This is a genomic window from Stenotrophomonas sp. YJH_SMC_6 (assembly GCF_059371335.1).
Genome location: NZ_JCAFUM010000005.1, coordinates 213,812 through 240,632 on the forward strand (window position 1 = coordinate 213,812; position 26,821 = coordinate 240,632).

The window sequence follows — 26,821 nt, forward strand, 5'->3', positions numbered from 1 at the left end:
TCCCCCGCTATCGGAAGATTGCCACGTGGCGTCATCGTCAGTCCTTCCTGCAGGTCACCAGTGCAGCGCGTGCCTTGCTCATCACATGCTGGCCGCACGAATCTGTATGTCGTGCTGCACCCGTTGGTCTTCCAGCTGCTGATCCATCTGATTCGCAAGCGCACGCTGATGCGCTTCACGGCTGACAGAGTCGAACTGCTGCAGTGACTCTTCCACTGATGTCTGCGCCGCCAGTTCTGTCGGCATCGCAGCGCGCTGGTGCGCCGGATTGCTGGGCTCACCCTGCACCACGAACAGCGTGTGCCCAGCCGGGTGTTCGCGCGTGGCGTTGCTCACCAGCACATGGTCCACCCGTTCCAGATCGTTGTCCTTGGCCAGTACCAGAAGGCTGGCGGTCATGCGTTCGCTGACTTCGTCGAAGCTGCGGCCGTGCTTTGCGTCCAGCGCTTCCACGCCCTCACGGATCTGCTGATACAGCGCGTGATCGGGGTGGCCGGGCTGCGTGGGGTCCTGCAGCGCCCGGTTCGCGGTCGATGCCTCATCCGGTCCGGGCACGGCCGGCTCAGGGCTTGGCGGTGTCGTAGGCTCGGCAGGAACAGGGACAGCCGTAGTGACGGGCTGGAGGTCATCCAATGGAGCCGGTTCGGGCTCTGGCACGTGTTGTGCCGCTTCCTGCTCCACAGGCCATGGATCGCGCGCGGGCTCAGCAGGCAGCGGCTCCTTGAAGGGCACCGGTTCCACCTCCTGCACTGCCATGTTCTGCTTTGGGGTGGGGGCAACCGCAGGCACCGGGGCCATCCGCTCCGGCTCCGATGCCTGCTCTGTGCGCTGCGTGGGCACCGTCTGCGTTGCCGCTGCCAGAGGCGTGGCAGCGTGTGGCGTCGCGCGCTCAGGTGCGGCCGTGGGCGCCTGCGTAGGCCCCGCGGGCTCTGGCGTCTGTGAGGCGGTACGGTTTTCGGTGGGCGCCTCGCTGTTTGGATGGGGCTGAGGTTGGGGCTCCGCCTCACGCCGCGGCGGATCGCGCTGCTCGGCGTGCTGCTGAGGCGCGGGCTTGTCCTGTGCCGCGGGCGTAGGTGGTGGCGTGACCACTACCGCTGGCGGCGCCGCCGCAACCGGTGCAGGCGCGATGGGCTGCGCAGTCGCCGGCTCTTCAGCCCGCGCTTCTACGTTCCCACTCTGCTCCGATGGCTTGTCGCCATGCGCCGCCTGCGCGGCTGCTCGCGCAGCCTGCCCCGCATCCACCTGCGCAGCACCTTGCCGATTGGCCTCCTGCAGTGCCTGCCGGTAAGCCTCCTGCTCACCCGCCGACAGCGCGGCAATGCGCAGCTCGGGCGAGTCCGGCAACGGCGCTTGCTCATTCGCACGCGTCCGCACCTCATTCCATGCAGCCTGCAGCTCCTGCGTGCTGGTGGTCGCGACGGCGCGCGCCACGCCATCTTGGCCTACCTGGTAATGGGTGATGGGCCGGGAGGCGCCGGCGTTGCCCTCGGCTACAGGTCCCAGTTCCTGCAGCGTGGGACCCGTAATGCCGTGCTGCTCGCGCGTGCGTGCCGTGGCAAGGGCAATGGCCTGCTCCCACGCCGGTGACAGGGCAACGCCCGCAGCGTAGTAGCTGTGGCGCAGCTCGTTCTGGTTCACTTCCGCCGCAGACGGCAACGGCCGCGCGTCCAACGCGGCAATGGTCTGGTTGAACTGATCGAGCGACGGCTGCTGGATGGCGCGGGTCAGCTCCAACTCCAGCGCCATGTTGCCCTGCGCGATCTGGCCAGCATGGCTCCACTGCCCTGCTTCGTCGCGCTGGTAAAGCTGATTGTCCGAGCCCTGGACGGCGTCGGGCCTGGCACGCGCCTGCTCCACCGCTTCCGGCACCAGCGGCACGAAGTCGCTGGCGCGGGTAGCGGCGTAGGTCTCCAGGTAGCTGGCGGCAATGGCGGCTTTGCCGTTGGCGATGTTGTTCTCGATGCGCTGCACCGCCTCGCGGTTCAACTCGCTGGCGCGTTCAGGGCTGGCGGTCTGCGTCTCATACACACCCCGGTCGTTGGCTCCGGACACGCCGATCTTGACCTGCCGCGTCCACTGTTCGGTCTGCGCATCGCGGTGCCAGTTGGGATTGTCCAGACGGCCTTCGCCGTCCCGCGCCGGGATGCTGAAAGGATCCTGCGGTGGCGGCGCCTTGCCCAGCGCCAGCTCTACCGCTTTTACATGGGCGTATGCGCCCAGCTCGCGGGCCTTCTCGTAACTGGCGCCCACACTGCGCTCAGCCGGATTGCCCAGGCCGTCGCCTGTGCTGTCCATAACCGCCTGGCGCTGCCAGTTGCGGCCATCGAACTGCCATGTGACATCGGCCTTGTCGGTCTGCCGGTAGACGGCGCGGTTGTCGAGCAGATCGGCGCCCTTGTCGAACGCCTTGCTCATCAGCAGCGCATCGCCCGCGACGATGGCCGCAGGGACGAAGCTGGACGTGCCGATCACCGATGCCGTGGCCATGCCACCGATCCAGCCACCGCCGTTGCGTGCCAGAGCGTGGGTGAGCTCGGATTGGGCGGCGGTGCCGTTGCCCGCTTCCAGCAGCTGTGAGGTGCGACGGGCGGTAATGACAGCGTCGGCGCCGGATGCGAGCAGGCCGCCGGAGCGGATCAGTTGGCTGGTGGAGGCTTCGCCGAGGAGGATGCTGGTAGTTGCAAATCCTCGCTGACCTTGCGGAACGCGCAATGGGTCTGCCGCTTCCTTACCCAGAGCATTCTCAACTATCAGGACTCCCTCTGAGGATATGCTCAGCCTGCCACCGTGGTAGGCGCTGGAGATTGCCTCCGAAAGGCCTTGACGCTGCAACTCCGCTCCACCTCCACGTGTTAACGGATTGGGAGATGACTGAATGTGCCGGAGCGTGGCCACTACACGATGCTCCGAATGAGTAACACCCGCCCAGCCGCTATCGATCGGCGTGAAGCTCCTAAGCTGTTGAAGCTGGGGAGCGTTCAACTGGCCATAACGGGCTTCGTTGAAGAAGAAGCTCTGAACCTGTGGCCGAATATCGTCAGGCTTTAGACCATAGGGAGCGTTGGTGTAGAGATCACCATTGATCAGGCCGACCCGTACCGTGTCGCGCAGTGCCTCTACCCGCCCGGAAATCCGCGCCTGTGCCGCAGCGTCTCCGTTGAACGCGGCCACTCCGTCGGACGTCTGCTCCAAGCGACGCAAACGTTGTAGGAGGCCGATCTGATAGTCGGCGATAGGGCCACCACTGTGCGGAGTGATTCCCAGCGTTTGAGCAAACGCCGGATCAGCCGGGAGAAAGATCCGATTCTCCGGGGCGTGGATATCAAAATGACCGGAGTCGGCGAGCATCCTGAGCAGTGGGCTACGCGCTAGCGTACGCTGCTCGATCGCGTGATGGTCTTGAAAGTCAGGTCCGTTGCGAGGCATCGATCAGGCTCCTTCCTGCTCAGCAGCTGCAAAGCGGCTAGATATCTGCAGCGTCAATAAACCACATGCCATCGGCATCATTGTCAGTAGCCACGCCAGCGCTTTCCACTGCGTCTTTGAACACGTGGTCGCAAAAGACAGAGGCTGTATAAGGTGTCTTGAAGACGTGCGCCTGGCCGAGCGCGCCACGATCAAACGTCACACTTGCACCACCACCAAGATCGTAGAACTTCCCGTTGATGAAATCTTCGGAGGTATCAATAAAGAGCTTGGAAGCACCTTCGTCCAACGCATCAACTACCCGGATCACAGTGCACAAGTAGCGGCGGTCGCCTTGCCTGCCATCTTCCAGCCGATAGTCAATCTCCGCAAAGGCAAAGGCGTGAGGATCAACGGAAATCATCACGTCATGCAGTCGTTTCGAGACGAGCCAGTATCCGCTGAATCCCGGCTCCAGATCCCGCGGCGGTGCGCCCATGCTGGGATTGAAAGCCAATCGCGGAACTTCGCGGAGTGGTGGAATGCCCCCCTCTTCTGGTAGCAGGATCATGCGGGGAGGAGACAGCAGACGATCCAGATTCTCGAAGACGACCCCGCATGCAGGGCCGCTGATTGCACCGGCCTCAAGGAGAAAGAACTCCCCCTTCCGGGGGCGATTAGCTGAGGTCGAATCCATGCGCTATCTCCATCTCATTCTGATTCCTGCACTGGACACAGCTTACCGGGGGCCGCTCACGGAGCAAATACTCGCAATCCTAAAGATACGTGCTGAATGGGCATACTTCCTGTAACCCGGTCTGCAGCAGCCGGAAATCGGATGACAACAAGATCCATTACACCTAGATCACCCGTCCAATGGGAGCCCTTCACTCGGTCGTCATCGACAATAGCCAGGTCGGCTTGGACGACCACCCGCTGGGCTGCTACGCGGACCTTCCACCGCACGAGGCAGTCCTAGTGTTCGGCAGCAACTACGACGTGGAGCCGGACGATGGGCAGCGGCTACAGCCGGGCGTGCCTGACTGAACCGTGCGGCTGTTCAACACGTCGCAACTGGTTTGCCATCAGTTGTCTGCTCACTAAGGTCAGATTGCCGCAGCGTCCACGAAGGAGATGCCGCTATCCCGAGGATTCGCGGGAAGCCCCGCCGCGTGAACTGCATCAACAAATTCGCGGCTCACGATAACGAAGGTGCTGAATGGAGTCAGGAAGACATGCCCATCTCGCACCACCTCAGAGCGAATGGCCAGACTCGCCCCGCCTGCAATCGAATAGAACTTTCCGTTGACGAAGTCCTCATCGATCTCGATATCAAGCCTTGAATGCTCCTCGTCTATCGCGTCCAGTTCACGCACCACGTCGCACAGGAAACGCCGTGGCATAGGTGTGCCATCGGCCAGGCGGACATCACACTCAACAAAGTCGAACGCATGCGGATCCACGGATTTCATCACCTGCCACAGCCGTTCCGAGACGAGCCAGTACCCGCTGAAGCCGCCCTCCAGGTCACGTGGCTCAGGGCCCTCGGAAGCGTCGAAGACGATGCGTGGCTTCTCGCGAAGCGCCGGGAAACCCCCATTGTCCGGGCGCAGAATGATGCGCGGTGGATCGAGCAACACCGACAGGTTCTCAACCTCGGCGCCCCGGAAAGGACGGCTGCTTTCCAGATCTGGTGAGAACAAGTAGAACTGGCCCGCTTGAGGGCCCTGCGTGGGGCTTCGCTTCATCGCTTGCGTCCCTGGATTCCCTTCAATGACACCGCAGATGGAGCTTACCCCTCTTGGCATGGTCGTTTCGACGCAGATGCGATGAGTTCGCGTCTTCCTCTGATGAGCCCCTGTGATGAGTGAGAAGGAAGTACTGCCCGTAATCGCACCCTCTGAGATGGCGATAGACCATCCTCTGCTCCCCCACCGGAGGATGTCCATGACCAGGATCGACCCCGCATGGCTGGAAGCCTTCGACAAGGAGCTCCTCCACCTGTTCGCCGTCGACCATAGCGATGCCGGCATGGATGAGTACCTGCTGGGCTGCTACGCAGACCTTCCACCGCGCGAGGCGGCGCTGGCGTTCGGCAACGACTACGACCTGGAGCGCGATGATGCGCTGTGGCCACAGCCGGGCGCGCCTATGTGATCCGCGCAGAAATCCCGCACGCCGGCATTCAAGGCAGGCGATGCCAGGGGATGGCCGCTATGCTGGCAGCGCACCGGAATAGAAACCACGTATGCCCCGCTTCAACACCACCCTGGCACTGAACCTCGTTCTGATGCTGTTGGGCGCTACACCTGCCATGGCCATGGCGGCAGATCCACGGGTTTCCACTGAAGTGTTCGTGGAGCGCGGTGACAACCCCACCTTCCAACTGCAGCAGGCGCCTGCCATTGAGTATTCAACGGCCCCTGCCACGCCGCCCGATACCTTCCTGCAGGCTCCCATGCAGGTGCTGTTGGTTGCTCAACTGAATGAGCTGGCCACGTTTCCAACGTGATGGTGGCGCGGTCCAGCGGACTGCGGGAGCTTGATCGTGCGGCCCTTACCGCAGTGGACAAGTGGCGCTTTGATCCGGTCGTGGTTGAGGGCGTCGCGCTGCATGCACGGGTACGGGTCCGTCTGACCTTCGTGCCCACGGCCGAGGCGCCGCTCGGCTGAACCGCTGCTCCAATCTGTCGCAATTGGTCCTACGCCATGGCCCTGGCTGCGGGCATTCCTTCGCTTGGAGCCAATAGCGCCAAGCCCTTCAAGACCGTTGCAGCGCAATCGCTTGCTGGCTTAACACCGTGTGCGACAATGCCGAAAGCGTCAGGACTGACAATCGTCGGTTCTGCAGTTTCTTGGCATTTGGCAGCTGTGCGGGTATCTCTTGGCGTGCCACCGGAAAAGGGTGGCGCGGGGTTCGAAAGCCCGTTCAGTAGCCTTGTGTTTTGCGCTTGTCAGCCGGCGTCACCTTGCGTGGCGCCGGCTGGCAATCCGTTCGCGTTCCATGGCGGGCGGTGCGTGGGGGTCTTCGGACCCACCGGCTTGGTTACTGTCCGGCTTTCGAACCACGCATCGTCCGCCGCCTTTATCGGTGGCGCTGCTATCTGTCCTGTACGGAGCATTGCCATGAACACATCGGACTTCCGTTCCCTGCACGCGCAGTACGATCCGGACAACGCCGAAACCGAGCGCGAACCGTCCGTCGATCCCAACGCCTTCGTCGCCACGCTGCACCGCATCGAAACCGGTGCGGCCGCGGATGGCCAGCCTTGGCCGGAGCGTCATCAACTGCCTGGGCGTTGCCTTCAGCTGGCGGATGCGGACTGCGCGTTGGCAGGGCTGCGTGTGGTGGCCGAGCTGATGTTGGCTGCGGAGCGGACTCGGCAGAATGGCGCGCCCGAGGAGTACCTGGGGGATCGGGTTATGGAAGGATTGAAGATGGCGTGTCTGGCGTTGACTGCGCAGGTGACTGAGCAGTTGCAGGTGCGGGAGTAGTCCAGTTGGACCGGGCCATCTGTCGCGTGGCTGCTGACCGTCCCCGCGTTTTTCTTGGCCGACCGTTCTCTTTCTAGTCCATTCTCTATCTGCAGGGCGTCCAATGAGGCCTGTGATCTATGGTGCCGCCCTGCTGGCGGCGCTGTCTGCGACGATCGCCAGCTGTCATGAACCCAAAGCTGGCTTTGAACTGCGGACGTTTCCGAAGGTGTCCGACGCTGAGTATTCTGTCATGCGCGAGGAGGCGGTTCGACTTGCGCGTGGGGGCGTGGTGCAGGAAGCACGGCATCCGAGTGATAGGTACTTCGTGGTTATTTGTCGTGGCGTACCCGCGATGCTGGTGGACAACTCGTTGGAGCAGCTTTTGATTGTGCTGTATGCCGGCAGGGATATTGATGCTCCATGCGTTGAGTCGCTGATGTCGCATTGGAGTTGGCGGATTGTGACCGAACGAGCGCGCGTATAGCGAATGTGAGTACAGCGGGATGGGAGGCCACGCTGGACCTCCTCTGTACGGCCCACATTCCGATGCTACTGAGCTGAAGTCTGTGGGTGGCGCGGGGGCTGCGAATTAACCGGCGCAGGATCTGACCGGGCGTGTGGCGCTTACGCCGCGTTAGGGGCTGACGCTTTATGCGGTGGATCTGTGCCGGGCAGCGCGCGATGTGCGTGAGGTGACGCCGGATTGGTACGTGGTGCGGGATGGGGACGGAGGGGCGACGACGTTCATCAGCTGCGACTCTTGGGAGTACATGCCGGATGGGTTGCTAATGGAAAGCGGGAAGCTTGTGCGGTTTAGTGAGGATCGGATAGCGATGTGCCGACATTCGATGTTGGATGTGGACGAAGGCGTAGCCGTAGAGATGAGCTACGCTCGGGTGCTTCTAGGGGCTGGCGGCGATTGGAGGCAACCACTCGCAAGCTGATACGGCGGTGCAAAGTGCAGCGGCCAACTCCTGGATTAGTCCAGTTTTATGGACCGAGGGTAGCGTCGCAGATTGACCGCAAGGTCGTGTGCGACAGCTCTGGAATCGGTTATTGCCCGATTCGAGTTGGTGCGGCGATCGCCGGCGATCCAGTGGTGCAAGCCGGGCGCTTTTGTCTGACCACCCTGCCAGTCTCTTTCTGAATGACGGGCTAGAGCGCTCGTAAATGTAATCAGGGAAACAATGGCAACAGAGATTCAGAGTTGCGGGCCATTCTGCCCTGCTCGCCTCGTTCGCCGACTACACGCGCTCGACTGACAATGTTGTCAACAGTGCGAGCCTCCAGCCACTTGAACGGTAAGCACTGGGCAAGCCCGCATCCCTCCGATCTCTAGGGGTAGTCGATTCACAAGAGCGCCTAGTTTCCAACGTAGCCTGCCTGCAGGAGAACCGCTGACTTCTCGGAATACACGCTTTCGAGTCACTGAGATCGGACTGATGCCCCCCGCAAGTAGGGCACGCTGGCGCGGAGGTTTATGTTCATCCGGTTCCCGGTGGCCATACGTTTCCACGCCAACTAAGAATGCGGCACGAGCGGCATGAACCTCTGCTATCACGGCATTTCCGTTTGCGGACCCAGTAGGAAACAATTCACGAATGACCGTACTATGCAAGCATTGGGGCTCGATGGCATGCTCGTTGTACCGATCAAATGTCGCAGATGCACGCGAACCGAATGCTAGCCCCAATTCCGTCTTCACGACGCCCTGAAGCACTGATGCGGCATAGCGACAAACTGCCGGCGTCGGCGGAAGCGCTATCAGTTGCCCTGTCCAACTCGGGCTGATGCGAGCCTGCGCTCTGGCCAAGCTGCGTGTGTTTCGGAAATTGGCCGGCCGGAGAAAGCTCGCTGCGGTGACACCCCTACGCTTCCAGCCACTGCCGCACTGGAGCAGGCGGACTTCCAGACTAGTTCGTCAATACCGCTTCCAATGCATGACCGCATCGAACGCGGAGTCGACGCACCATCCTGCGTAAGGCCTCAAAGTTGAAGCAAGCGAACTGCTCTGGGACGCTTCATTCTTATTGAAATGTGTCCCACGCCATGACATCCTGGCGCCATCAGAGGGGCGCAGCTGCGCTCCTACTTACAATTGCGAAACAAGGTATGCACATCCCAGTCGTCGATATCTTCGCAGGGCCCGGTGGGCTTGGCGAAGGCTTCTCTGCCTACACCCCACTCCGCTCCCCAAAGTCGCGCCCGTTCAGGATAGCCATTTCAGCCGAGATGGAGACCAACGCCGCGAAGACGCTGCGTCTGCGCGCCTTCTATCGCCAGTTTTCACCCGAGAAAGTTCCAGAAAGCTACTACGACTATGTGGCGGGACGGATAGCCCTCCCATGGACAGAGAAAACAAAGGGTGCGTGGGATCGCGCAGGCCATGAGGCGAAGCAGCTGAAACTTGGCGACCCAAAGGACGACGAGGTTCTGCATGAACACATTCGCAGAGTTGCCTCGCAAGATGATCCTTGGGTCCTCATCGGCGGACCGCCATGCCAAGCGTACTCTTTGGTTGGTCGAGCCAGAAATCGGGGTGTAACCGGCTATAAGGCTGAAGAGGACCCTCGTCACTTTCTCTATAAGCACTACTTGAAGATTCTCAGGAAGTACGCACCAGCTGCTTTTGTGATGGAGAACGTCAAGGGCATCCTTTCCTCCAAAGTTGGTGGAGAGCTGATGTTCCCTCGCATCCTATCGGACCTGCGCGCTCCAGGCGGCCGTACCGGACCGCGCTATCGAATTATTCCGCTGGTTGAGGATCAGACCGACCTTTTCGACGGGGACGACGGCCGACATTATATTTTGAAGGCGGAGGAACTCGGTGTTCCACAAGCACGACATCGTGTGGTTCTATTCGGAGTCAGAGAGGACATCGACATTTCCTCGATTCGCCAGATAAAGCGTGCGACGACTAAGTACAGCGTGGGTGACGTCATTGGCGAAATGCCACACCTCAGAAGTGGGATCACCAATGTGGAAGTTGACAGCTGGCCTGATGCTGCCAAGGAAATTCTGCTGCGAGCGGCTGCGCTCACAGAGGATTTGCGCGTGGCCGCGGAACTACGTGCGCAGTCAAAGCTGGTACCTGCATCAGACGCCGGCGCCGGTGGTCGAGCTAGACCGTGGACTACCGGAATGAACAGCGTTCCCGAGCACCTTAAATCTTGGCTCTTGGACGATCGGCTAGGTCACATCCTAAATCATGAGGTTCGGCCCCATATGTGGATGGATCTAGTACGCTACGGATACGCGTCTGCGTTTACGAAGGTTCACGGTAGATCGCCTCGCGGTTCGGGCGAGTTCCCTGAAGGCATGCATCCAGATCATGAGAACTGGACAAGCGGAAAATTTGTCGACCGCTTCAAGGTGCAACGACGAGATGAGTCAAGCTCCACAGTGACTAGTCACCTTCAGAAGGATGGCCACTACTTCATCCACCCTGATCCTTCGCAACTTAGAAGTATCTCCGTCAGGGAGGCTGCGCGACTCCAGACCTTCCCGGACAACTACTTCTTTGAAGGTCCACGTGGGGCACAGTTTCGTCAAGTTGGCAATGCCGTCCCGCCGTGGATGGCACGACAGATTGCCGACGTTGTTTACTCGACGCTGGTGCCGTAGGTAAATTCCGACAATCACATTTGATCTTGGCTCTCGAAACCCTAGCAGCGCGGCTTCAGATAATCGCCCCCAGAAAGGCGTCATCCACAAGCCAACCCAGAAAGCGAGAAGTTAGCGAATCTACCCAAGAATATTGCCCTTAAACGTTTGATCAAAGGATAACAGCCTAGCGACCGAGCTTGGCACAGCAGAAGCCGGAGTGAAGTTATCAGATAATTTTCAAACTGGAATAGAAGATGAATTACAATTCCCGGACGAGCATGGAGCCTGCTCTAGAAAACCCCTAAGTGACGTCGCAGTCGACAGCGCGATGCGGCCAGTTACAGAGTTTTGCGGGACGCGCCTTGATTGAACAAGAGGAACGTACGACTTGCACCCGTCGATGTAACAGCTGTCCAGCAGTCCAAGCAATTGTCGACGAGTGCGAAGCTGTACTCCGAACTAGCCAGCAGACCCATAGGCCCGAACTCCGCGACAGCGGGCGGTCATGACAAGGACGGCGTCTTACACAACGCCAGCCGGCGACCGAATGCAGACGCTTGTTGTTCATACCCAGGCCTCTCAGACGCACACATTATCGGAATTAAGAGCACCCTCGCTCGAGAGAGGCCCGCGTAGTGAAGCATCGCCACTTCCTCGCTACCCACTTGATCGATATCGATGGCCACAACTATATTGCGCTCTAGACCCTTGAATGCATGCATCGTAGAGAACTGCAGCCCAGGCCTCGCGTTGGAATTTGTCAGATCCACAATGGGTAACCCACCAATCCGATCCAGCTCAGCAATTAAAGAATTTTCCCTTCGCCTTGTGGACAGGATAATGATATCTGCAGGATCAACACCTTTACTAAGCAAGCCCTCCACCTCGCGAACCAGCACTTGAACTGACGCCTCACGGTTCTGAGAGAACCTGCACTCGCAAGAGACACCGTCAATCGCGCCCTCAATTGCCATATCGACCCCGGACACAATAGACGTTTGCTGTGCAACTTGCCGAGTATTCCTACAGTTTTCAAATAGGTCGTCATATACTATTCCCACGCCTTCCAAGCGCACGCCCACGGCATCAGCGTCACCGCCATAGATGTTCTGAAGTGGATCTACAAATAAGTGCCAGCTCCCTCGATTCAGTCCATCCTTGACGATAATATCTATCGCATCAAGGTGCTCTGACGTCATTAGATCCTGAGCTTCATCCACAATTACCACGTCAAATGGATCGAAGTCGACTTCAATTGCTGCATCAACAAATAAAGACGGCATCAATTTCCCGAAGAAATCATGCTCCCGCATTCCAGCTTGGCTTAGCTTGTCGGCATACCCTGCTTTATCGATGACCTCCCGATAGAGCGAATGTATGTGCCTCACTGAGATCGAAGACACTCTCTCCAATGCAAGATTTGATTTTACGTGCGATGCCAAGAGCTTATTGAAGCAGAGATACAGAACACTTTTTCCTTTCGATGCAGATTGCCTAGCTCGATCAAGCGCAAGAATCGTCTTGCCAGTCCCCGCACGACCTCGGACGATGGATCGCGGATTTGCCGACATCCTTCTAGCCACTCTTATCTGGCGATTCGTCAACTGAATCAGCTCGCTATTCAATCCGTTGAGATCACTCCCGAGGCTGATCGAGCTCTCCACGTCTGGCCTTAGGAGAATACGAATCCTACGGATGTCATCATCCGTTGGACTAGGCGGGATCTTGCCGTGCCGTTTCTTATAAAGGTCTTCCCAGTGACGCTGCAAGCGGCCGATATAGAACCCTAAGTTGAGGTTGAACTGCCTTTGGTCAAGCAGTGTTCCCTGCTCAATTTCCGGACCCGTGGCCATGAATGTTTCACGGGGCATTACAACACCGAAACCCATGAGCAGGCGCCCTAATCGGGGATCTTCTTTGTCTAGGCGAGCTTGCAGAGCGAACATCCCACCGCCAGCTTGCGCCCACGGACCCTCCGTCTTGGTGTATGCGCGTGCTCCACTTCCATAAGTCCATTTTCCGTCCTTACAGACTACGGCTCCTCCCTTAACTTCAATTACGAAAATTCCCTTATTCGAAAGTACTACGAAATCGACCTCGCCCCAGATCTTCTTCTGATGATCCGCCAATCCCAAAGAATGAAAGACTACCCAGCTTGGATGATCCCGAAGATCTCGCTCAAAGCGTTCGAAAAGGACGCGCTCACTATTAGTGCAATCCTTAGGAGTATCTGGTATCAACGTGGCCAACTAAATCGCCTCCTCTTCGAAGAAGCCGCGCCAGAGCCGTTCAGAATCTCCGACGAGGAAGGTTCTGTCCAGTTCCCTATTGAATTTCTCACATGCTGTCTCCGGCACGAGCAAACAGCAGTGACAAGCTGCACCACTAATGCGCTCGCCCGCTTGGCGAGGGTCTGTTTCCAAACAAACAGGATCGCTGCCGCACCAAGCAGTTGATTCAACAACCCTAAGAACCGCCCCTTCTAGAAGCTTTGGGGATGCATTGCGCACCAATCCGCCAAGGCTCCCCTCAGAATCGGGTGATCCTGTATATATGAGAACGCCATTCATCACACCTCCACCTGGCACTGAATCAGACACGTACAAGCGTTCTCGAAGTGCTGATGACGAGTATCCACAGTCCATGGAGAGCTGCCGGATCAACGCGTGAGAGAAGGAGTGAACCAACAGCAACCTAGGAGTTATCTTGTAATCACGTGTGTAGCCCCGTTCAAAGGCGAGCCGTGCTGATTGTTCTTCAAGGATGTCCGCACGCCGCTGCATCTCTGCATTTTGCTGAATCCAACTGTCAATAGCTTCCGCTCTGAATCGTAGAAATATTCCTTCGCCTCGAATTTCCGCAGCGGGAAGCCAATTGACTGATCGCTTGGAAAGAGGCGAGACATAACCTTCTGAGATCGCTGATGCGATCTGCTCTGTACTTACGGGGTGAGGTTCTATACGCGCAAATGCTGCCAGTGCACGGACCTCCCGCAGCCGCGATACTGCCCCCACTAGATCGAACCATCCGGAGATGCGGTCCGGAACATCGGAGACTGTATTTCTGAATTGGGGGACGAAACCGCCCTCGGTGTCATCGTGCCGAGTCTCACATAACGCGACATACTCCTCGTATCGACCCATTAGATCGGTGTACTGGGATCTGGTCTGACCGAAGGATCGCTTACTCTCAAGCGCACGCAGGAGACCTGGAAGATCTATGCCATATGCCTCCGAGACGCCAGCCAAAACTGCCTCCATGGCTGATTCTGGAATAGCCTTCAGAGTCACCCAATTTTCTTCGATGACTTGAAAGGCAGCCTCTGATGCTGGCGGAATTGATATAGAGGACGCGATTACTGGAAAGTAAACATTGGAAGCACCACGCTGAATAACTCGCGGGGGAGCTTCGCAGCCCTTGACTCGATCATACAACCAAGGCCTGGTGCCATTGCACTTCCGGCCCTGCATGCCAGCCTCCCCATACGCATCCGCCATTGACCTCGTCTGCTTGCACGTATCGCACTGAACAAATAGATCTCCAAGCGAAGAGGACTTTCCGTGCGAACGCAAGAATAGGCGTGGGTTGCCGCTACAGACCTGCTTGCCGTGGACCCACCATTCCCAGGGAAACTCTTCAATATGCCCGCGCCTGCACGCAACCACGAAACGGACAGGGTTAACGAAAGCCTTTGGCCCACATCCACGACATATAATTCGACTGCCATCAGCTGCCTGCTCGAATGGCTGCTGAAGTCGACCCAAGCGGTGGCATCGGGGACATTCTTGCCATTCGGGAAATCTGATGGCAGGCAGGGTCGCACGGGCATCAACCATTCCAGCTTCGCCCATGACATCAGTTGCAACAGGTGGGAGCCTGAAATGATCGACACCAAGCTGCAACTGCAACCTTGACTCGGTGATGAGCGAACCGGCGCGACCCGCTCCGCTCCAATCGTCGAGCCCCATTCCCATGAATGAACCAGCCTCGAGGTCGACAATCGCCCCGATTCCGTATGTCGAGATCACCTGCGATCGTCGCACCTTACCTACAGCCTTGATTGCGGGCGCGCTATCCGCACCGGGCTTTTTGCTGAATCGACTATTCATCGGCAAGTGCCTCCTTCTTGCTAATTTGTTTCCAAATGAACGCGGATGAAGGCTCCACCTCCCTCATTGAATTGGGCGTCGGCCAAGACGCACCACTTCTTCTTAGGCCGCCTTCTGCGGAGTACATTAGCGCCGGCGCGGGCTTACCGAACGGCGTCGCCTTCTCCCAATAGTTAAGCTTCCCACCCGCAGCCTTCGCTTCTGTGCCGCGCCTGTGCCAACCATCGATGATTTCCGTCAGGTCATGCCTAGCATCAACGGACTCTAAGCCTCGCGTAGCAGCGTCGGCGCGCCTAAGAAGAAATTGGGCAACCTCTTTCACGATTGGATGATTGGGGTCAAAATTGGCCGCATCCCTATCACCTAGGAGCCCAGTAACAAGATTACGTACTAACGCAATGAATACGGCATGCAGTGCCTTGTCTCTAGCCCGTGCAGCCCATGGAGTGACACTCGTGGCCTCCACAGACCTGTAAAGAGCGGCGTGATAGCTGCTGAAGTGCTCAAAATGGGATAGATCGCGCGGTCTGCCAAAATTGTAGAGCGTGACTACGAGGCCAGGCAGACCTCGCCCCACGCGACTCGAAGCCTGAATGTACTCCGCCGTTGATTTTGGCTGCCCATTTACCACCATTAGTCCAAGGCGAGGGACGTCAACACCCACGGATATCATGTTGCTAGCGAGAACCATATCTACAGGCATTGGAGCGAACGGATCACTTCCACCGAGTGACTGCCCAAGTTCTATAAGACGTTGGGGAATCTCACGAGTCGATGCTCGGCCGCTCAGCTCCTTTGCATAGTCTTCATATACGCGAGCACTAGAGCCCAACATTGTGGCAATGAACTGCATCTGCCGGGGAACGTCGTCCATCACGAGCACGTGGGCGCCGCCGAGCTCTCTCAAACTGTTGAAGTACGCAACACAAGTCCAGAGTGGATCTACATCAGCTTCAGTCACGCTCCCACTTTCCCGCAGCGTCGCCGCGATCTGGCTAACCGCCGCCAACACTGCCTGAAGCGCAAATTTTGGACTGCGTCCGGCGGATGCCAAACCTATATATCTGCGGTCAGGCCCCTGATCGTCCCTGATCGCAAAGAATGAGTCCTTAGAGTCAAAGCCAGGTGGTGGAAACTGGAGAACGTCCCGATCAAATAGCGCCCTGACCTGTTCAGCCGCACGGCCAATGGTAGCGGTCGAACCAATGATCTTCGGAGGAATGCCATCTACTGTGCACAATCGATCAATAGCGGCTTCGTAAAGTCCTGACATTGACCCTAAGGGCCCTGAGATTAGGTGCAACTCGTCTTGGACAATCAGGCCAGGACGCAGCTCGGAATCGAGTCCAAATAGCTTCCGGATATCTCCGCGTCGCGGGAGCTGCGCAAACTTATCTACGACGCCCACCAGTAGGGACGGGGGCTCCGCGTAGATGACATCGTCGACCGTCATTACGGGCAGCGCCTTTCCGCCCAGAAGGCATGACGGTGCCGCGCAGACGATGGCCATCTGTAGCTTCTCTGCATTAACCGTATAGGCATGGGATGACAGCTTCGCACCACATACAGGGCATTCGAGTAGCTGCCGCGGCGTCGAGGCGGGCTCTGCGCCGAGCTGCTCATCAGCCAGTCGCGCTTGTGCGTCCCCTATCCGGTTCGGCGTCGCGTCTCCACCGGCATATAGGCCAATCGAGATCCGCGCATTGCCTAAGGATACTGAATCAGTCAAGCGCAACTGCTCGCAAGCCACGATGAGAGCTGTAGCGCGCTGGAATTGCTGAATTGTCAGAAGTCGCATCGTGTATCGCATGAGAACGTCCACACCGCCCTCAGCTCTCCGCGGTGCGCTTGTCAATCGACGATAGAAGATCTGAAAAGCCGTCAGCGCCAGGTAAGCCTCTGTCTTACCACCACCCGTGGGGAACCAAAGCAGATCCATGCAACGCCTTGCCTCAGCATCTTCTTCAGGACTGACCAGCGACGGGACAACGAGAAGTAGAAAGGCGAGCTGGAACGGACGCCAGACCAAAGGCCCAGCCCGATCTCCTTTCGACGGGAAGCGTGCTTGAATGTCCATTGCACTGTTTGCGAGTGCGAATGCACGCCATGCCTCATCGGACTTTCGGAGTATTGCCACTCCTCTGCGAAGCCTAGACAGCGTCAGTTCGCATCGCGTGAGGTTAAGCTCCGCCGCACGAAGCAGAGAGTCAGTGAAAGTGTTTTTCCTAGCCTGAAGCTCTTCATGGATCCAGACCGCGTATAGTTCGACAAACTTATCCAACATGCTGCAGCATTCAGATTGCGTGCCAGAAGCCAACGTAGCTGCAGAGAAAGGGTTCTCGCTGCTCGTTTGTAGCGGTTTCAATCGCGCGTGTCCCTTGGGATCCATTCCCTTCACGGAGACAACCGGCAACCACGACGTCGCCACCCAAGGCATCTTTCCGGAGAGTTCATCGGGCCAGTGCGCGGAAACTCCATGCCCAACCGCGTACTCTTCAACGTCGCGATAGAGCAGCGCATTGACAAGCTGATCCTCATCGGTAGGGACTGGCAAGCTCCGTCTGGCAATGATGGCGGGGGCTCCATCGACATGGGCATGAATCGATATCTTTGCTTGGAAGACGTTGCCAACGTCGGACAGGGCCCACTCTTCAGGTCGCACTTGCAGATTAATGAGCGTTACGGTCAGTACGATCACTCCATCGCCGACTCTTCGCTTTATGTCGATAGCTAATCCAGGGTCGGAGACAGCTTGACCACTGTCACTTAGGAAATTGCTTGTCCTCCAATGGGACCTAGATTCACTGTCAAGTATCTTGATGCGGTAGTCCAGTGGGCTTCGCCTCCATTCATAGCTCTGATGCGGACTACCTTCCTCGATCGGGCGAAACTCTTCTTCCCGGCCGTGGACGACCTCTGCCTTGTAGCGCGCAGTGCCTGCCAAGGAGACTTCAATCGAGGCGCCGCTCTCAATAATGCAGGTAATTCCGATGGAGCAAGGACGAATTGCGCGATAACCTGGGATCGTGAACTCAGCCGCCCCCAAAGATCCATCCGAGAGCGGATCGCCCTCCCCATCATCCTCCAGCGAATCTAGTGTTGAGTCTTTCGGCCACAGAACGCCAGTCAGATAGGTATCTGAAGGATTCGATTTTAGCAACTCATCAGCAGCGTACGGACCATGCAGGACCGACACCATGAGTTCCGTTAGATTATCTCGGGCAGCTACTTTTGACATGGGCTATGTACCGTTATGAGGCTCAGATATTGGGACCAAAAGCAACGCCGTGTAACTGGATACCCAACCACATGCCACTTATGCTGAACTCCTTAGATATTCCTTCTCTCGGATCCCCATCTCTGAGCACGGTGACCACATCCGCTATACGGAGATTGAAAAGAGCTCTAGGCAATCGACGGCCTTTCCCTATAATTCGCAGCAGATCAAACGTCAGACTATTCGTGGTTGTGCCGAGAAGGCGACCTGCCTCAGCACCCTCCTGAATATGGATTCCATACACTTGGCACTTTGATCCCGCGACTATTGGACGCTTGCAGAGCATGACTTTCCTTCCTTGTAGTTCTGCCGAATTTTCCGCAAGGAAATTTTGAAGATCTATCACCTGATCTTCTCCTCCGTGGAGCGTGGTGTCCACAAAACTGAGGGCCTCGAGATCTTTTGGCTGTCCGATCTCCACATTGAGTCGAGATTTCTGGATACTGTTCCAACGGCTGTTACCCCGACCATCTCGCCATTGGTAAAGGGGATAGACCGATTTTTTTGGCAACCGCACCAGCTTGTGGCCAGCTCGCGTAATGGCGACGAATGAGAGACTTGCGGCCTCGAGAGCCGCTTCTTCTGCATCATCAATCGGTGCGCTGGCATTGAACAGCCCAACCGAATCGAACTCCATTCCTTTCGATTGGTGCACCGTCAGCACCCTAACCGTAGGGTCTGAGACACCTTCGTCGTCTGGAAATGCGTCCGGCCAAGGCATACGGTTCCGGAGCTCCTTCAAATCAAAGCTGGTTGATCCTGTTGCGCTACCAGAAGCATGGAGGAGTCGCTTCCATGCCACGTCCTCAGTCGGCATACAGAGAGCCAGTGCGCGAGCTTGTCCTGCTTCGCTGCCAGTCACATGCCGATAGATCCTCGACAAGTGCGATCGAGCAACCGACTCCGTTTTTATCCTTCCAAGCAGCGCACCTATCCACCCCGGCGCGGAGCGCTGCTTTGCACCAGACCCCAACCGGACCTTGACGTCAGCCTGCTCGCCAGTACCGCCCAGCTTCTGGGCAATCTGCAACGCCTCTCCATTAGTGCGTGTGAGGATGGCAACAGTGCCTTCGCCCATCTCATCTAATAAGGCGTAGCCCAGCGCACCCGTTAGCTCAGGCAGGTCATCGACAAACCTTGCTAACTTTTCTGCCTTGTCCCTCCCACTCCCGGCACCTCTGACTACCGTTCGCAGCTTCTGCGCGTTCGCGGCCAGCTCGCTGGTGGACCTGTAGTTTCGGTCCAAGACGACCTGTTCCACACTAGGGTGCTGCCTCCGCAGTTCGGAGAGCAGCCAGGCGGTGGAAACATGAGAGTACCGCGCATCCACACCAGCTCTTTTTACCGAGAAGCCATAAATGGCCTGAGCGTCGTCGCCCAAAACGGTGAAGCCGATCGACGGGTTCTCGCAAAGGGCCTCAAGAAGACAAGCTACCAAGGCTCCACGGACACCGGCCAAGTCTTGGAACTCATCGACGATGACGTGGCGAACTTGCTTAAGTTGGCCACGAATAGCCTCTGCTTCATTGCTATTGATCAGATCGACAAGCGCCTCGATGTTCTGATCGTACTCCCGCCCCATTAGCTCCGGCGTGCTTCTTCCGGCCAAGCGGAGCATCCGGAACGTCCATGAGTCGAACGTTCGGATCGCCAAGTATCTCAAATCCTCCAGTACGCTAGCATCGGTATCGACCTGCTTCTCCAGCCGACGCGTCAACGTGCGGACAGCACTATTGGAGAATGAAAGCACAAGTATCTGTGCAGGTTGGAGGCCAGACCGCAGTAGATGAATCAAGCGCTGGGCAGAAACCTCAGTCTTTCCCGTTCCGGGACCTGCCATCACGATCATTCGCGCTTCAGAATCAGCCCAAGCAACTCGGCGCTGATCTGTATCCCCTACCCACGCAACTTCCATGTCAGTCCTTAGGTTCTTTCGCTCCACGCCCCCCCCCCCCGGAGAGATTGAACTGAGTTTCAAACAATACCCCAGACCCACCATCTCTAGGAAGCCCGTACGATAGTTTCGCTCGCTTGCTTGGAAGGGCGTGATCCAAGTATCGCCCTAATCCTACGAATGCTAACTAAGCTACTGCTGACCAAGCTACCGGATGCCGCGCGTAGGGACGGGATGCGAGGAAGCCAAGCACTCACCGGACACTAGTCGGTAACGGGATGGCTCCCCTCTATACCCGCCTTGGGTGGAGCCTTGCAGCTAGCATATGTTGCATCAGCTAGCCAAGGCTCCGCCGTGATCAATGAAATCGAAATCTTGATCGACGCGAATCGATCCTTTAGGCGACCTGTCTCTCGACGTTTGGTTTGCACGAACGTCAATTCCATGCAGCTGATCGTACCTTTGGCCATGACAACGCCATAAGACTATTCGGCACGTTCGAGTCAATGATCAACAGCATGACTGTTTCACGCCCGTCCCGTTGAATCGACGGCAGAATCCGCTACTGGACTCGTGTCTGCGTGATATCCGCAATGTTTCCTGACCATCGACGATTCTGGACTACGCTTCGGTCATTGATCGCCTCCCGCATGGGCGCCCCTGAAGGCCACAAGTGACGCACCAGAACGATGACTGAATCCTCACCGGCCTTGGCATTACCTTGAGACAGCCATTGTGCATTTATGGCTGAAGCAGAAGTTCATAACGCGCTATTTGCAGCCGAGAAGAGTGCCGGAACGCGGGCCCCATGTCCTCAAGTAGCATTTTGTGCACCGGTATTGCTTGAGCGTCGACCGTCGTCCTCTGCATGGCCAAGGACTAGATTTCCCTTTTTAGCACCAGTACTCCCACCACCGAGCGCAGTGGATGGCGATCTAAGAAGCGGAAAAGACGCTACATCAACCGCGCGGCACGAGCAGAAGTTGGGTCGGCATACTTTCGAACGTTTGAAATCAGAAGACGTCATTCATCGAGCGCCTATGAATATCCGATATGCCGCGTGACGTTTCACCAAAAAAAAGGCGACCTTATCGGTCGCCTTTTCTTTCTTCTATCAAACCCCAACAGGATTAGCCTTCTCCGGATCAATCTTGTACTGCTTGATCGCCCGGGCCACATCCTTCGCGGTCATCTTCCCTTCCTTCGCCAGCGCCGCAATCGCGGCATGCGCGATGTAGTACCGGTCAACCTCGAAGAACCGACGCAGGTTCGCACGCGTATCCGAACGGCCGAAACCATCGGTACCCAGCACGGTGTACGACATCGGCACGAACGCACGAATCTGGTCCGCATACGCACGCACGTAGTCGGTGGCGGCAATCGCCGGGCCCTGGCGGCCTTCCAGCAGCTCGGTCACGTAGGCCTTGCGCTGCTCGCCTTCCGGATGCAGGCGGTTGGCACGCTCCACGTCGAAACCATCGCGACGCAGTTCGTTGAAGCTCGGGCAGCTCCAGATGTCGGCGGTCACGCCGAAGTCCTTGTCCAGCAGCTCGGCCGCGGCAATGGCTTCGCGCAGGATGGTGCCCGAACCCAGCAGCTGCACGCGCAGCTCGCCCTTCTTCGGCTTGCCGGCGTCGGTCAGCAGGTACATGCCCTTGACGATGCCTTCGGCCGCGCCTTCCGGCATTTCCGGGTGGGTGTAGTTCTCGTTCATCAGGGTGACGTAGTAGTACTCGTCCACCTGGTCTTCCATCATGCGCTTGGTGCCGTGCTGCAGAACCACGGTCACTTCGAAGCCGAAGGTCGGGTCGTAGCTGCGCACGTTCGGAATGCCACCGGCCACCAGATGGCTGAAGCCATCTTCGTGCTGCAGGCCTTCACCGTTCAACGTGGTGCGGCCGGCGGTGCCACCCAGCAGGAAGCCGCGGGTACGCATGTCGGCGGCCTGCCAGGCGATGTCGCCCACGCGCTGGAAGCCGAACATCGAGTAGTAGATGTAGAACGGCAGCATCGGCACGTTGCTGACCGAATAGCTGGTACCGGCGGCCATCCACGAGCTGATCGCGCCCGGCTCGCTGATGCCCTGCTGCAGCACCTGGCCGCTCTGGTCTTCGCGGTAGAACATCAGCTGGTCCGCGTCCACCGGCTTGTACTTCTGGCCGAACGGCGCGTAGATGCCGATCTGGCGGAACAGGCCTTCCATGCCGAAGGTACGGGCTTCGTCGGCCACGATCGGCACGATGTGCGGGCCCAGTTCCTTGTCACGCAGGGTGATGTTCAGGCTCTGCACGAAGGCCATGGTGGTGGAGTAGCTGCGCTCGCCGCTGCTCTTCAGCAGGCGCTCGTAGGCTTCCAGCTTCGGCGCCACGAAGGTCTTGTCGGCCTTGCGGCGGCGCTGCGGCAGGTAACCGCCCAGCGCGGCACGGCGTTCCTGCAGGTACTGCACTTCCGGCGAATCCGGGCCCGGGTGGTAGAACGGCACCTGGCCGTCGGCCAGCTGCGCGTCGGTCACCGGAATGTTGAAGCGGTCGCGGAAGTGGCGCACCGCTTCGTCGTCCAGCTTCTTGGTCTGGTGGGTCGGGTTCAGTGCTTCACCGGCGCTGCCCATGCCGTAACCCTTCACGGTCTTGGCCAGGATGACGGTCGGCATGCCCTTGGTGTTCACGGCCTGGTGGTAGGCGGCGTACACCTTGTGCGGGTCGTGGCCACCACGGTTCAGGCGCCAGATGTCGTCGTCGCTCAGGCCGGCAACCATCGCAGCGGTTTCCGGGTACTTGCCGAAGAAATGCTCGCGGGTATACGCGCCGCCGAAGGCCTTGCAGTTCTGGTATTCGCCGTCGACGGTTTCCATCATCAGCTTCTTCAGGACGCCGTCGCTGTCCTTGGCCAGCAGGGCATCCCAGTAACCGCCCCACAGCAGCTTGATCACGTTCCAGCCGCCGCCACGGAACACGCCTTCCAGTTCCTGGATGATCTTGCCGTTGCCGCGCACCGGGCCGTCCAGGCGCTGCAGGTTGCAGTTCACCACGAAGATCAGGTTGTCCAGGCCTTCACGGCCGGCCAGCGCGATGGCACCCAGGGTTTCCGGCTCGTCGCTCTCGCCGTCGCCGATGAAGCACCACACCTTGCGGTCGGACTTCTCGATCAGGCCACGGTTTTCCAGGTAGCGCATGAACTGCGCCTGGTAGATGGCGGCCAGCGGGCCCAGGCCCATCGACACGGTCGGGGTCTGCCAGTAGTCCGGCATCAGCCACGGGTGCGGGTACGAGGACAGGCCACCGCCGTCCACTTCCATGCGGAACTTGTCCAGCTGCTCTTCGCTGATGCGGCCTTCCAGGAAGGAACGCGCGTAGATGCCCGGGGCGCTGTGGCCCTGGATGAACAGCAGGTCGCCCGGGTGGTTTTCGCTCGGGGCGCGCCAGAAGTGGTTGAAGCCCACGTCGTACAGGGTGGCGCCGGACGCGAACGAGGCGATGTGGCCGCCCAGGTCACCCGGCTTGCGGTTGGCGCGGACCACGGTGGCCATCGCGTTCCAGCGGATGATCGAACGGATGCGCCATTCCAGCTCGGCATTGCCCGGGCTCTTGGCCTCGAACTGCGGTTCGATGGTGTTGACGTATTCGGTGGTGGGAGAGAACGGCAGGTAGGCGCCCGAACGACGGGTCAGTTCCACCATGCCTTCCAGCAGCTGATGCGCGCGCTCGGAGCCCTCGACATCAATAACGGCCTTCAACGACTCGATCCACTCCTGGGTTTCCACAGGATTCGGGTCGTTGTTCAGCACCTCGTTCAACCAGTTCATTAGCGCTCCCATAACCGCACGCACGCGCGCGACTGTTGTATAGATTTCTAGACCGCAAAGTGTAGCGCACCAAGGGCTTTCGTCACTTGGCTACGCAGGCGTATGGATGCAACCGGCCAGTGTCCGCAAGGGGCTTGCCAGGCCGTGCGAGGGCGCATTGGCGGGCCTTGGCGGCTGCGCAGGGTGTCGCTTGCGGGCTGCTGCGCCCATGTGCAGGACGCAGTGTTACCGCGGCCGATGACGGTTGTGGGGCAGCGCCGGGGCCACCTGTGTCGGCTCCGCGTGCTGGCGCTGAACCGGCGACAACGTGTCGCACCTGCCTCTGGATCAGCCCCGGCGGTGCCCTCAGGGTAGACCTCGAGTGTTGGCCTCGCCCGCCTCGGTCCGCCGTCTGGCCCTGCCTCACTCCCTTCCACAGCATTGCCCGGGGCGCCTCGCAAGGGGCGCCCCTTTTGCCGTGCGCGGGGCTGGCCGTGGCCCAAAACAGACCTGCTTGTGGCCGGATCGATGATTGCCGGCTTCGATATATCGATATATCGTTTGCACACTCGTTTACCGATATATCGAAATGAGCCGTACCCCTTCTCCCAGAGCCCGTTCCACCGACTCGGCCGTACCGCGCCGCAACGGCCAGCCGCGGGTGCTCAGCCGTGGCGACCTGCGCCTGCTGGTGCTGGCCCTGATCGGCGAACAGCCGCGCCATGGCTACGAGCTGATGCAGCTGATCAGCAACCAGTTCATGCAGGCCTACACCCCCAGCGCCGGCACCATGTACCCGTTGCTGGCCAGCTTCGAGCAGGCCGGCTGGATCGAGGCCGAGGAAGTGGATGGCAAGCGGATCTTCCGCATCACCGCTGCCGGCGAGTTCGAGCTGAAGGTGCAGCGCACCCAGGTGCGCCTGGCGCAACGGCGTGCCTTCGACCGCGCCCGCGAGATCACCAAGGCCTCGCTGCCGCCACCGCTGGCCGGCGCCCTGCGCGAGTTCAAGCGGGCACTGGTGCACCACCACGGCCGCTGGGCCGAGGGCGAGGCGGAAGAAGTGGCGGCGCTGCTGACCCGGGCGTCGGCGCTGCTCAACGGCACTACCGGTGGCGAGAGCCAACCCTTTTCAACGACCCAGCCAGACTGACTCCAGCCAGGTCCTCCCCCATGCCGCGCAGCACTGCGCGACACCTTTACAGGTATTCCCATGACCGAACACAACAACTCGCGCCTGCGCCTGGATGTGCGCTTCCGTGAACTGACCGTGCTGCGCACCGAAGAGGTCACCCCGCACATGCGCCGCATCGTGCTGGGTGGCGCCGAACTGGCCGGTTTCGATTCGCCGGGCGCCGACGACCACATCAAGCTGTTCTTCCCCAACGCTGCGGGCGAGATGGTGCTGCCGGTGCTGACCGCCGAAGGCCGCAGCTACCCGGACGGCAAGGAGCCCTCGCCCGCCCGCGACTACACCCCGCGCTGGTGGGACCACGAGAGCGGCGAGCTGGCCATCGACTTCGTGCTGCACGACCAGGGCATTGCCGGGCCGTGGGCCGAGCGCGCGCAGCCGGGCGACGTGCTGGTAATCGGCGGCCCGCGCGGCTCGTTCGTGGTGGCCGACAGCTACGACGCCTATGTGCTGATCGGCGATGAAACCGCGCTGCCGGCCATCGCCCGCTGGCTGGACGTGCTGCCGGACGGTGCCGAGGTGCAGGCCTTCATCGAAGTGAGCGATGAAGCCGAACGCCAGGACCTGCCGCAGTACGAGAACGTGCGCATCCACTGGCTGGAGCGCAACGGCTTCCCGGCGGCGACCAGCACCCTGCTGGAAGACATGCTGACCGATTTCGAAGCGCCGGAAGGTGATGTCTTCTACTGGATCGCCACCGAATCGCGCCGCGCCCGCATGATGCGCAAGTTCATCGAAGGCCACCTGGGCGTGCCGCGCGACTGGATTCGTTCCACCGGCTACTGGAAGGCCCACCCGGACGAAACCGACGGCGATTGATCCAAAGACGGTGGGTGCGGACCGTTGGTCCGCACACCCTCCGATGGGTAGTGCCGGCCGCTGGCCGGCAACCTCATGAACCTTCTGCAGGAACCTGCAGCTGCCGGCCAGCGGCCGGCACTACCACGCGGGGCACCGCCTGCCGCATCCACCCAAACAGCTGCGCGGCCCAGATCTCCAGCGCCAGCATCCGCACGCCCTGCAACAGGTAGTGCCGGCCGCTGGCCGGCAACCTCATGAACCTTCGGCAGGAACCTGCAATTGCCGGCCAGCGGCCGGCACTACCACCTGCTGCGCCCACCCGAACCGCTGCGCGGCCCAGATCTCCAGCGCCACCAGCAGCGCGATGACCAGCAGCGGCAGCAACAGCCCGAAATACACGCCGGGCATCATGCCGTTGATCTGCGCCTTCACCAGCCGCAGCACACCACGGGTGTGCAGCAGCTCATCCACATGCATGGTCAGCGCCTCGCGCACCACCTTGGGCTCCAGCCCGACCGTGCCGGCCTTGTCCACCAGCGTGTCTTCCACCATGCCGCGCAGCAGGCCTTCGCGCACCTTGCCGATCACCCAGCCGGTGCCGCGTGACAACGGGCCGTTGCCAAGACGATCCAGGCCGGGCAACGGATGTTCGCTGAGATAGGCCGAGGCAATGGTGTCGGCGACATCACCCACCGTGCCCTGGCTGCGCAAAGCCTCGCGCATGCGCGGGTCGTCCAGCGAGTCGGTGAAGCCTTCGCTCCAGCCTTCCACCAAGGTCTGCAGGTGCGGCTGGAAATGATCGAGCTGCTTGAACAGCGCGCGGTGCGCACCGGCGGTGAAGCCCAGCTGCAGCCCGAAGAAGGCGGTGGCCAGCGGCAGCACCACCACGTAGCTGGCCAGCAGCCAGTGATGCCAGCGCTTGCGCCGCTGCAACCACCCCCGGCGGTGCAGCCCGCGCCAGGCGAAGATGCCCAGCACCAGGCCAAGCAACGTGCCGAGCACGCTGCCGCCCAGCAGATCGAGCACGCTCAGGCCCGACCAGAATTCGTTCAACCAGTACTGCGCGTCCTGCATGGGTCTTCCTTCCGTGGGTGCGGCTGCGCCTGAAACGCCAGCCAGGTAGAGTCGACTGTTAGTCGACTACCGCGCGCAGCGCGGGGGTTTCCGGCATCGCGCCAAGAGCAGTCGACTAACAGTCGACTCTACCAAACGGAAGACCGCCGCTCCGGAACACGCCAAGCAATGCGACAATCGCGCTCCTTTCCTGCAGCACGAGGCCCAC

General features: G+C 59.5%; 19 protein-coding genes. 9 read left to right on the forward strand and 10 right to left on the reverse strand.

Annotation, left to right across the window (positions count from 1 at the left end; all coding sequences use genetic code 11):
* Positions 1-81 precede the first annotated feature (81 nt).
* A complete protein-coding gene (locus AC5P9N_RS07500; RefSeq protein WP_199127929.1) occupies positions 82-3,426 on the reverse strand; it encodes an XVIPCD domain-containing protein in 3,345 nt (1,114 codons plus the stop codon).
* Between the two features lie 37 nt (positions 3,427-3,463).
* The gene (locus AC5P9N_RS07505) at positions 3,464-4,102 is read right to left on the reverse strand and encodes a DUF1629 domain-containing protein (RefSeq protein ID WP_099484906.1); all 639 of its coding nucleotides are present in this window, start codon (positions 4,100-4,102) and stop codon (positions 3,464-3,466) included.
* 179 nt (positions 4,103-4,281) lie between these two features.
* Between AC5P9N_RS07505 and AC5P9N_RS07510 the strand changes: the two genes are divergently transcribed.
* Positions 4,282-4,452, forward strand: coding sequence for a hypothetical protein (locus tag AC5P9N_RS07510; protein WP_158230125.1), 171 nt, complete (start codon positions 4,282-4,284; stop codon positions 4,450-4,452).
* A 59-nt stretch (positions 4,453-4,511) separates the two neighbouring features.
* On the opposite strand, the gene AC5P9N_RS07515 is transcribed toward AC5P9N_RS07510, so the two are convergent.
* Complete coding sequence (locus AC5P9N_RS07515) at positions 4,512-5,153, reverse strand: DUF1629 domain-containing protein (RefSeq protein ID WP_099484907.1); 642 nt, start codon at positions 5,151-5,153, stop codon at positions 4,512-4,514.
* Between the two features lie 199 nt (positions 5,154-5,352).
* On the opposite strand from AC5P9N_RS07515, the gene AC5P9N_RS07520 reads away from it, so the two are divergent.
* The 6 genes from AC5P9N_RS07520 (at position 5,353) to AC5P9N_RS07545 (ending at position 10,506) form a co-directional block, all read left to right on the forward strand.
* On the forward strand, positions 5,353-5,562 hold the full coding sequence (locus AC5P9N_RS07520; RefSeq protein ID WP_180863584.1) for a hypothetical protein: 210 nt from the start codon (positions 5,353-5,355) through the stop codon (positions 5,560-5,562).
* 91 nt (positions 5,563-5,653) lie between these two features.
* Positions 5,654-5,917 carry a hypothetical protein gene (locus AC5P9N_RS07525; protein WP_239498928.1) on the forward strand — a complete coding sequence of 88 codons (264 nt, stop codon included), beginning with the start codon at positions 5,654-5,656 and terminating at the stop codon, positions 5,915-5,917.
* Positions 5,917-6,078, forward strand: a complete 162-nt coding sequence (locus AC5P9N_RS07530) for a TonB family protein (protein ID WP_239498927.1) — start codon at positions 5,917-5,919, stop codon at positions 6,076-6,078. The genes AC5P9N_RS07525 and AC5P9N_RS07530 overlap by 1 nt, the downstream gene beginning before the upstream one ends.
* 453 nt (positions 6,079-6,531) lie before the next feature.
* Positions 6,532-6,900: a hypothetical protein gene (locus tag AC5P9N_RS07535; RefSeq protein ID WP_099484909.1), complete on the forward strand. Its 369-nt coding sequence runs from the start codon at positions 6,532-6,534 to the stop codon at positions 6,898-6,900.
* Positions 6,901-7,003: 103 nt separating this feature from the next.
* The gene (locus AC5P9N_RS07540; RefSeq protein WP_099484910.1) at positions 7,004-7,366 is read left to right on the forward strand and encodes a hypothetical protein; all 363 of its coding nucleotides are present in this window, start codon (positions 7,004-7,006) and stop codon (positions 7,364-7,366) included.
* Between the two features lie 1,628 nt (positions 7,367-8,994).
* Positions 8,995-10,506, forward strand: coding sequence for a DNA cytosine methyltransferase (locus tag AC5P9N_RS07545; RefSeq protein ID WP_180863583.1), 1,512 nt, complete (start codon positions 8,995-8,997; stop codon positions 10,504-10,506).
* Positions 10,507-10,991: 485 nt separating this feature from the next.
* Here AC5P9N_RS07545 and AC5P9N_RS07550 read toward each other — a convergent pair whose 3' ends face one another.
* The 5 genes from AC5P9N_RS07550 to aceE all read right to left on the reverse strand — a co-directional run bounded on the left by AC5P9N_RS07550 (position 10,992) and on the right by aceE (position 23,570).
* Positions 10,992-12,737: a nuclease-related domain-containing DEAD/DEAH box helicase gene (locus tag AC5P9N_RS07550; protein ID WP_099484912.1), complete on the reverse strand. Its 1,746-nt coding sequence runs from the start codon at positions 12,735-12,737 to the stop codon at positions 10,992-10,994.
* Entirely contained in the window at positions 12,738-14,597 is a 1,860-nt protein-coding gene (drmB, locus tag AC5P9N_RS07555; protein ID WP_099484913.1) for a DUF1998 domain-containing protein, read from the reverse strand.
* On the reverse strand, positions 14,590-17,835 hold the full coding sequence (locus AC5P9N_RS07560; protein ID WP_099484914.1) for a helicase-related protein: 3,246 nt from the start codon (positions 17,833-17,835) through the stop codon (positions 14,590-14,592). Before AC5P9N_RS07560 ends, drmB begins: the two co-directional genes overlap by 8 nt.
* A gap of 22 nt (positions 17,836-17,857) precedes the next feature.
* Positions 17,858-19,873 (reverse strand): UvrD-helicase domain-containing protein, encoded by a 2,016-nt coding sequence (locus AC5P9N_RS07565; RefSeq protein WP_099594699.1) that lies wholly within the window; start codon positions 19,871-19,873, stop codon positions 17,858-17,860.
* A 1,009-nt stretch (positions 19,874-20,882) separates the two neighbouring features.
* Positions 20,883-23,570, reverse strand: coding sequence for a pyruvate dehydrogenase (acetyl-transferring), homodimeric type (gene aceE / locus AC5P9N_RS07570; RefSeq protein ID WP_087921324.1), 2,688 nt, complete (start codon positions 23,568-23,570; stop codon positions 20,883-20,885).
* 568 nt (positions 23,571-24,138) lie between these two features.
* On the opposite strand from aceE, the gene AC5P9N_RS07575 reads away from it, so the two are divergent.
* Entirely contained in the window at positions 24,139-24,699 is a 561-nt protein-coding gene (locus tag AC5P9N_RS07575) for a PadR family transcriptional regulator (protein ID WP_099484916.1), read from the forward strand.
* A 60-nt stretch (positions 24,700-24,759) separates the two neighbouring features.
* Positions 24,760-25,557 carry a siderophore-interacting protein gene (locus tag AC5P9N_RS07580; protein WP_099484917.1) on the forward strand — a complete coding sequence of 266 codons (798 nt, stop codon included), beginning with the start codon at positions 24,760-24,762 and terminating at the stop codon, positions 25,555-25,557.
* Positions 25,558-25,630: 73 nt separating this feature from the next.
* On the opposite strand, the gene AC5P9N_RS07585 is transcribed toward AC5P9N_RS07580, so the two are convergent.
* Both AC5P9N_RS07585 and AC5P9N_RS07590 read right to left on the reverse strand, forming a co-directional pair.
* On the reverse strand, positions 25,631-25,795 hold the full coding sequence (locus AC5P9N_RS07585; protein ID WP_158230123.1) for a hypothetical protein: 165 nt from the start codon (positions 25,793-25,795) through the stop codon (positions 25,631-25,633).
* Positions 25,792-26,613 carry a hypothetical protein gene (locus AC5P9N_RS07590; RefSeq protein ID WP_099484918.1) on the reverse strand — a complete coding sequence of 274 codons (822 nt, stop codon included), beginning with the start codon at positions 26,611-26,613 and terminating at the stop codon, positions 25,792-25,794. Before AC5P9N_RS07590 ends, AC5P9N_RS07585 begins: the two co-directional genes overlap by 4 nt.
* Positions 26,614-26,821: the final 208 nt, after the last annotated feature.

What these genes read in the sequence shown, in the direction of transcription:
- drmB (WP_099484913.1), bottom strand. Translation starts at nt 14,597, where the DNA reads ATGAATAGTCGATTCAGCAAAAAGCCCGGTGCGGATAGCGCGCCCGCA.
- AC5P9N_RS07505 (WP_099484906.1), bottom strand. Translation starts at nt 4,102, where the DNA reads ATGGATTCGACCTCAGCTAATCGCCCCCGGAAGGGGGAGTTCTTTCTC.
- AC5P9N_RS07500 (WP_199127929.1), bottom strand. Translation starts at nt 3,426, where the DNA reads ATGCCTCGCAACGGACCTGACTTTCAAGACCATCACGCGATCGAGCAG.
- AC5P9N_RS07575 (WP_099484916.1), top strand. Translation starts at nt 24,139, where the DNA reads ATGAGCCGTACCCCTTCTCCCAGAGCCCGTTCCACCGACTCGGCCGTA.
- AC5P9N_RS07535 (WP_099484909.1), top strand. Translation starts at nt 6,532, where the DNA reads ATGAACACATCGGACTTCCGTTCCCTGCACGCGCAGTACGATCCGGAC.
- AC5P9N_RS07585 (WP_158230123.1), bottom strand. Translation starts at nt 25,795, where the DNA reads ATGAGGTTGCCGGCCAGCGGCCGGCACTACCTGTTGCAGGGCGTGCGG.
- AC5P9N_RS07540 (WP_099484910.1), top strand. Translation starts at nt 7,004, where the DNA reads ATGAGGCCTGTGATCTATGGTGCCGCCCTGCTGGCGGCGCTGTCTGCG.
- AC5P9N_RS07530 (WP_239498927.1), top strand. Translation starts at nt 5,917, where the DNA reads ATGGTGGCGCGGTCCAGCGGACTGCGGGAGCTTGATCGTGCGGCCCTT.
- AC5P9N_RS07520 (WP_180863584.1), top strand. Translation starts at nt 5,353, where the DNA reads ATGACCAGGATCGACCCCGCATGGCTGGAAGCCTTCGACAAGGAGCTC.
- AC5P9N_RS07515 (WP_099484907.1), bottom strand. Translation starts at nt 5,153, where the DNA reads ATGAAGCGAAGCCCCACGCAGGGCCCTCAAGCGGGCCAGTTCTACTTG.
- AC5P9N_RS07590 (WP_099484918.1), bottom strand. Translation starts at nt 26,613, where the DNA reads ATGCAGGACGCGCAGTACTGGTTGAACGAATTCTGGTCGGGCCTGAGC.
- AC5P9N_RS07580 (WP_099484917.1), top strand. Translation starts at nt 24,760, where the DNA reads ATGACCGAACACAACAACTCGCGCCTGCGCCTGGATGTGCGCTTCCGT.
- AC5P9N_RS07525 (WP_239498928.1), top strand. Translation starts at nt 5,654, where the DNA reads ATGCCCCGCTTCAACACCACCCTGGCACTGAACCTCGTTCTGATGCTG.
- AC5P9N_RS07510 (WP_158230125.1), top strand. Translation starts at nt 4,282, where the DNA reads ATGGGAGCCCTTCACTCGGTCGTCATCGACAATAGCCAGGTCGGCTTG.
- AC5P9N_RS07565 (WP_099594699.1), bottom strand. Translation starts at nt 19,873, where the DNA reads ATGGTGGGTCTGGGGTATTGTTTGAAACTCAGTTCAATCTCTCCGGGG.
- AC5P9N_RS07545 (WP_180863583.1), top strand. Translation starts at nt 8,995, where the DNA reads ATGCACATCCCAGTCGTCGATATCTTCGCAGGGCCCGGTGGGCTTGGC.
- aceE (WP_087921324.1), bottom strand. Translation starts at nt 23,570, where the DNA reads ATGAACTGGTTGAACGAGGTGCTGAACAACGACCCGAATCCTGTGGAA.
- AC5P9N_RS07560 (WP_099484914.1), bottom strand. Translation starts at nt 17,835, where the DNA reads ATGTCAAAAGTAGCTGCCCGAGATAATCTAACGGAACTCATGGTGTCG.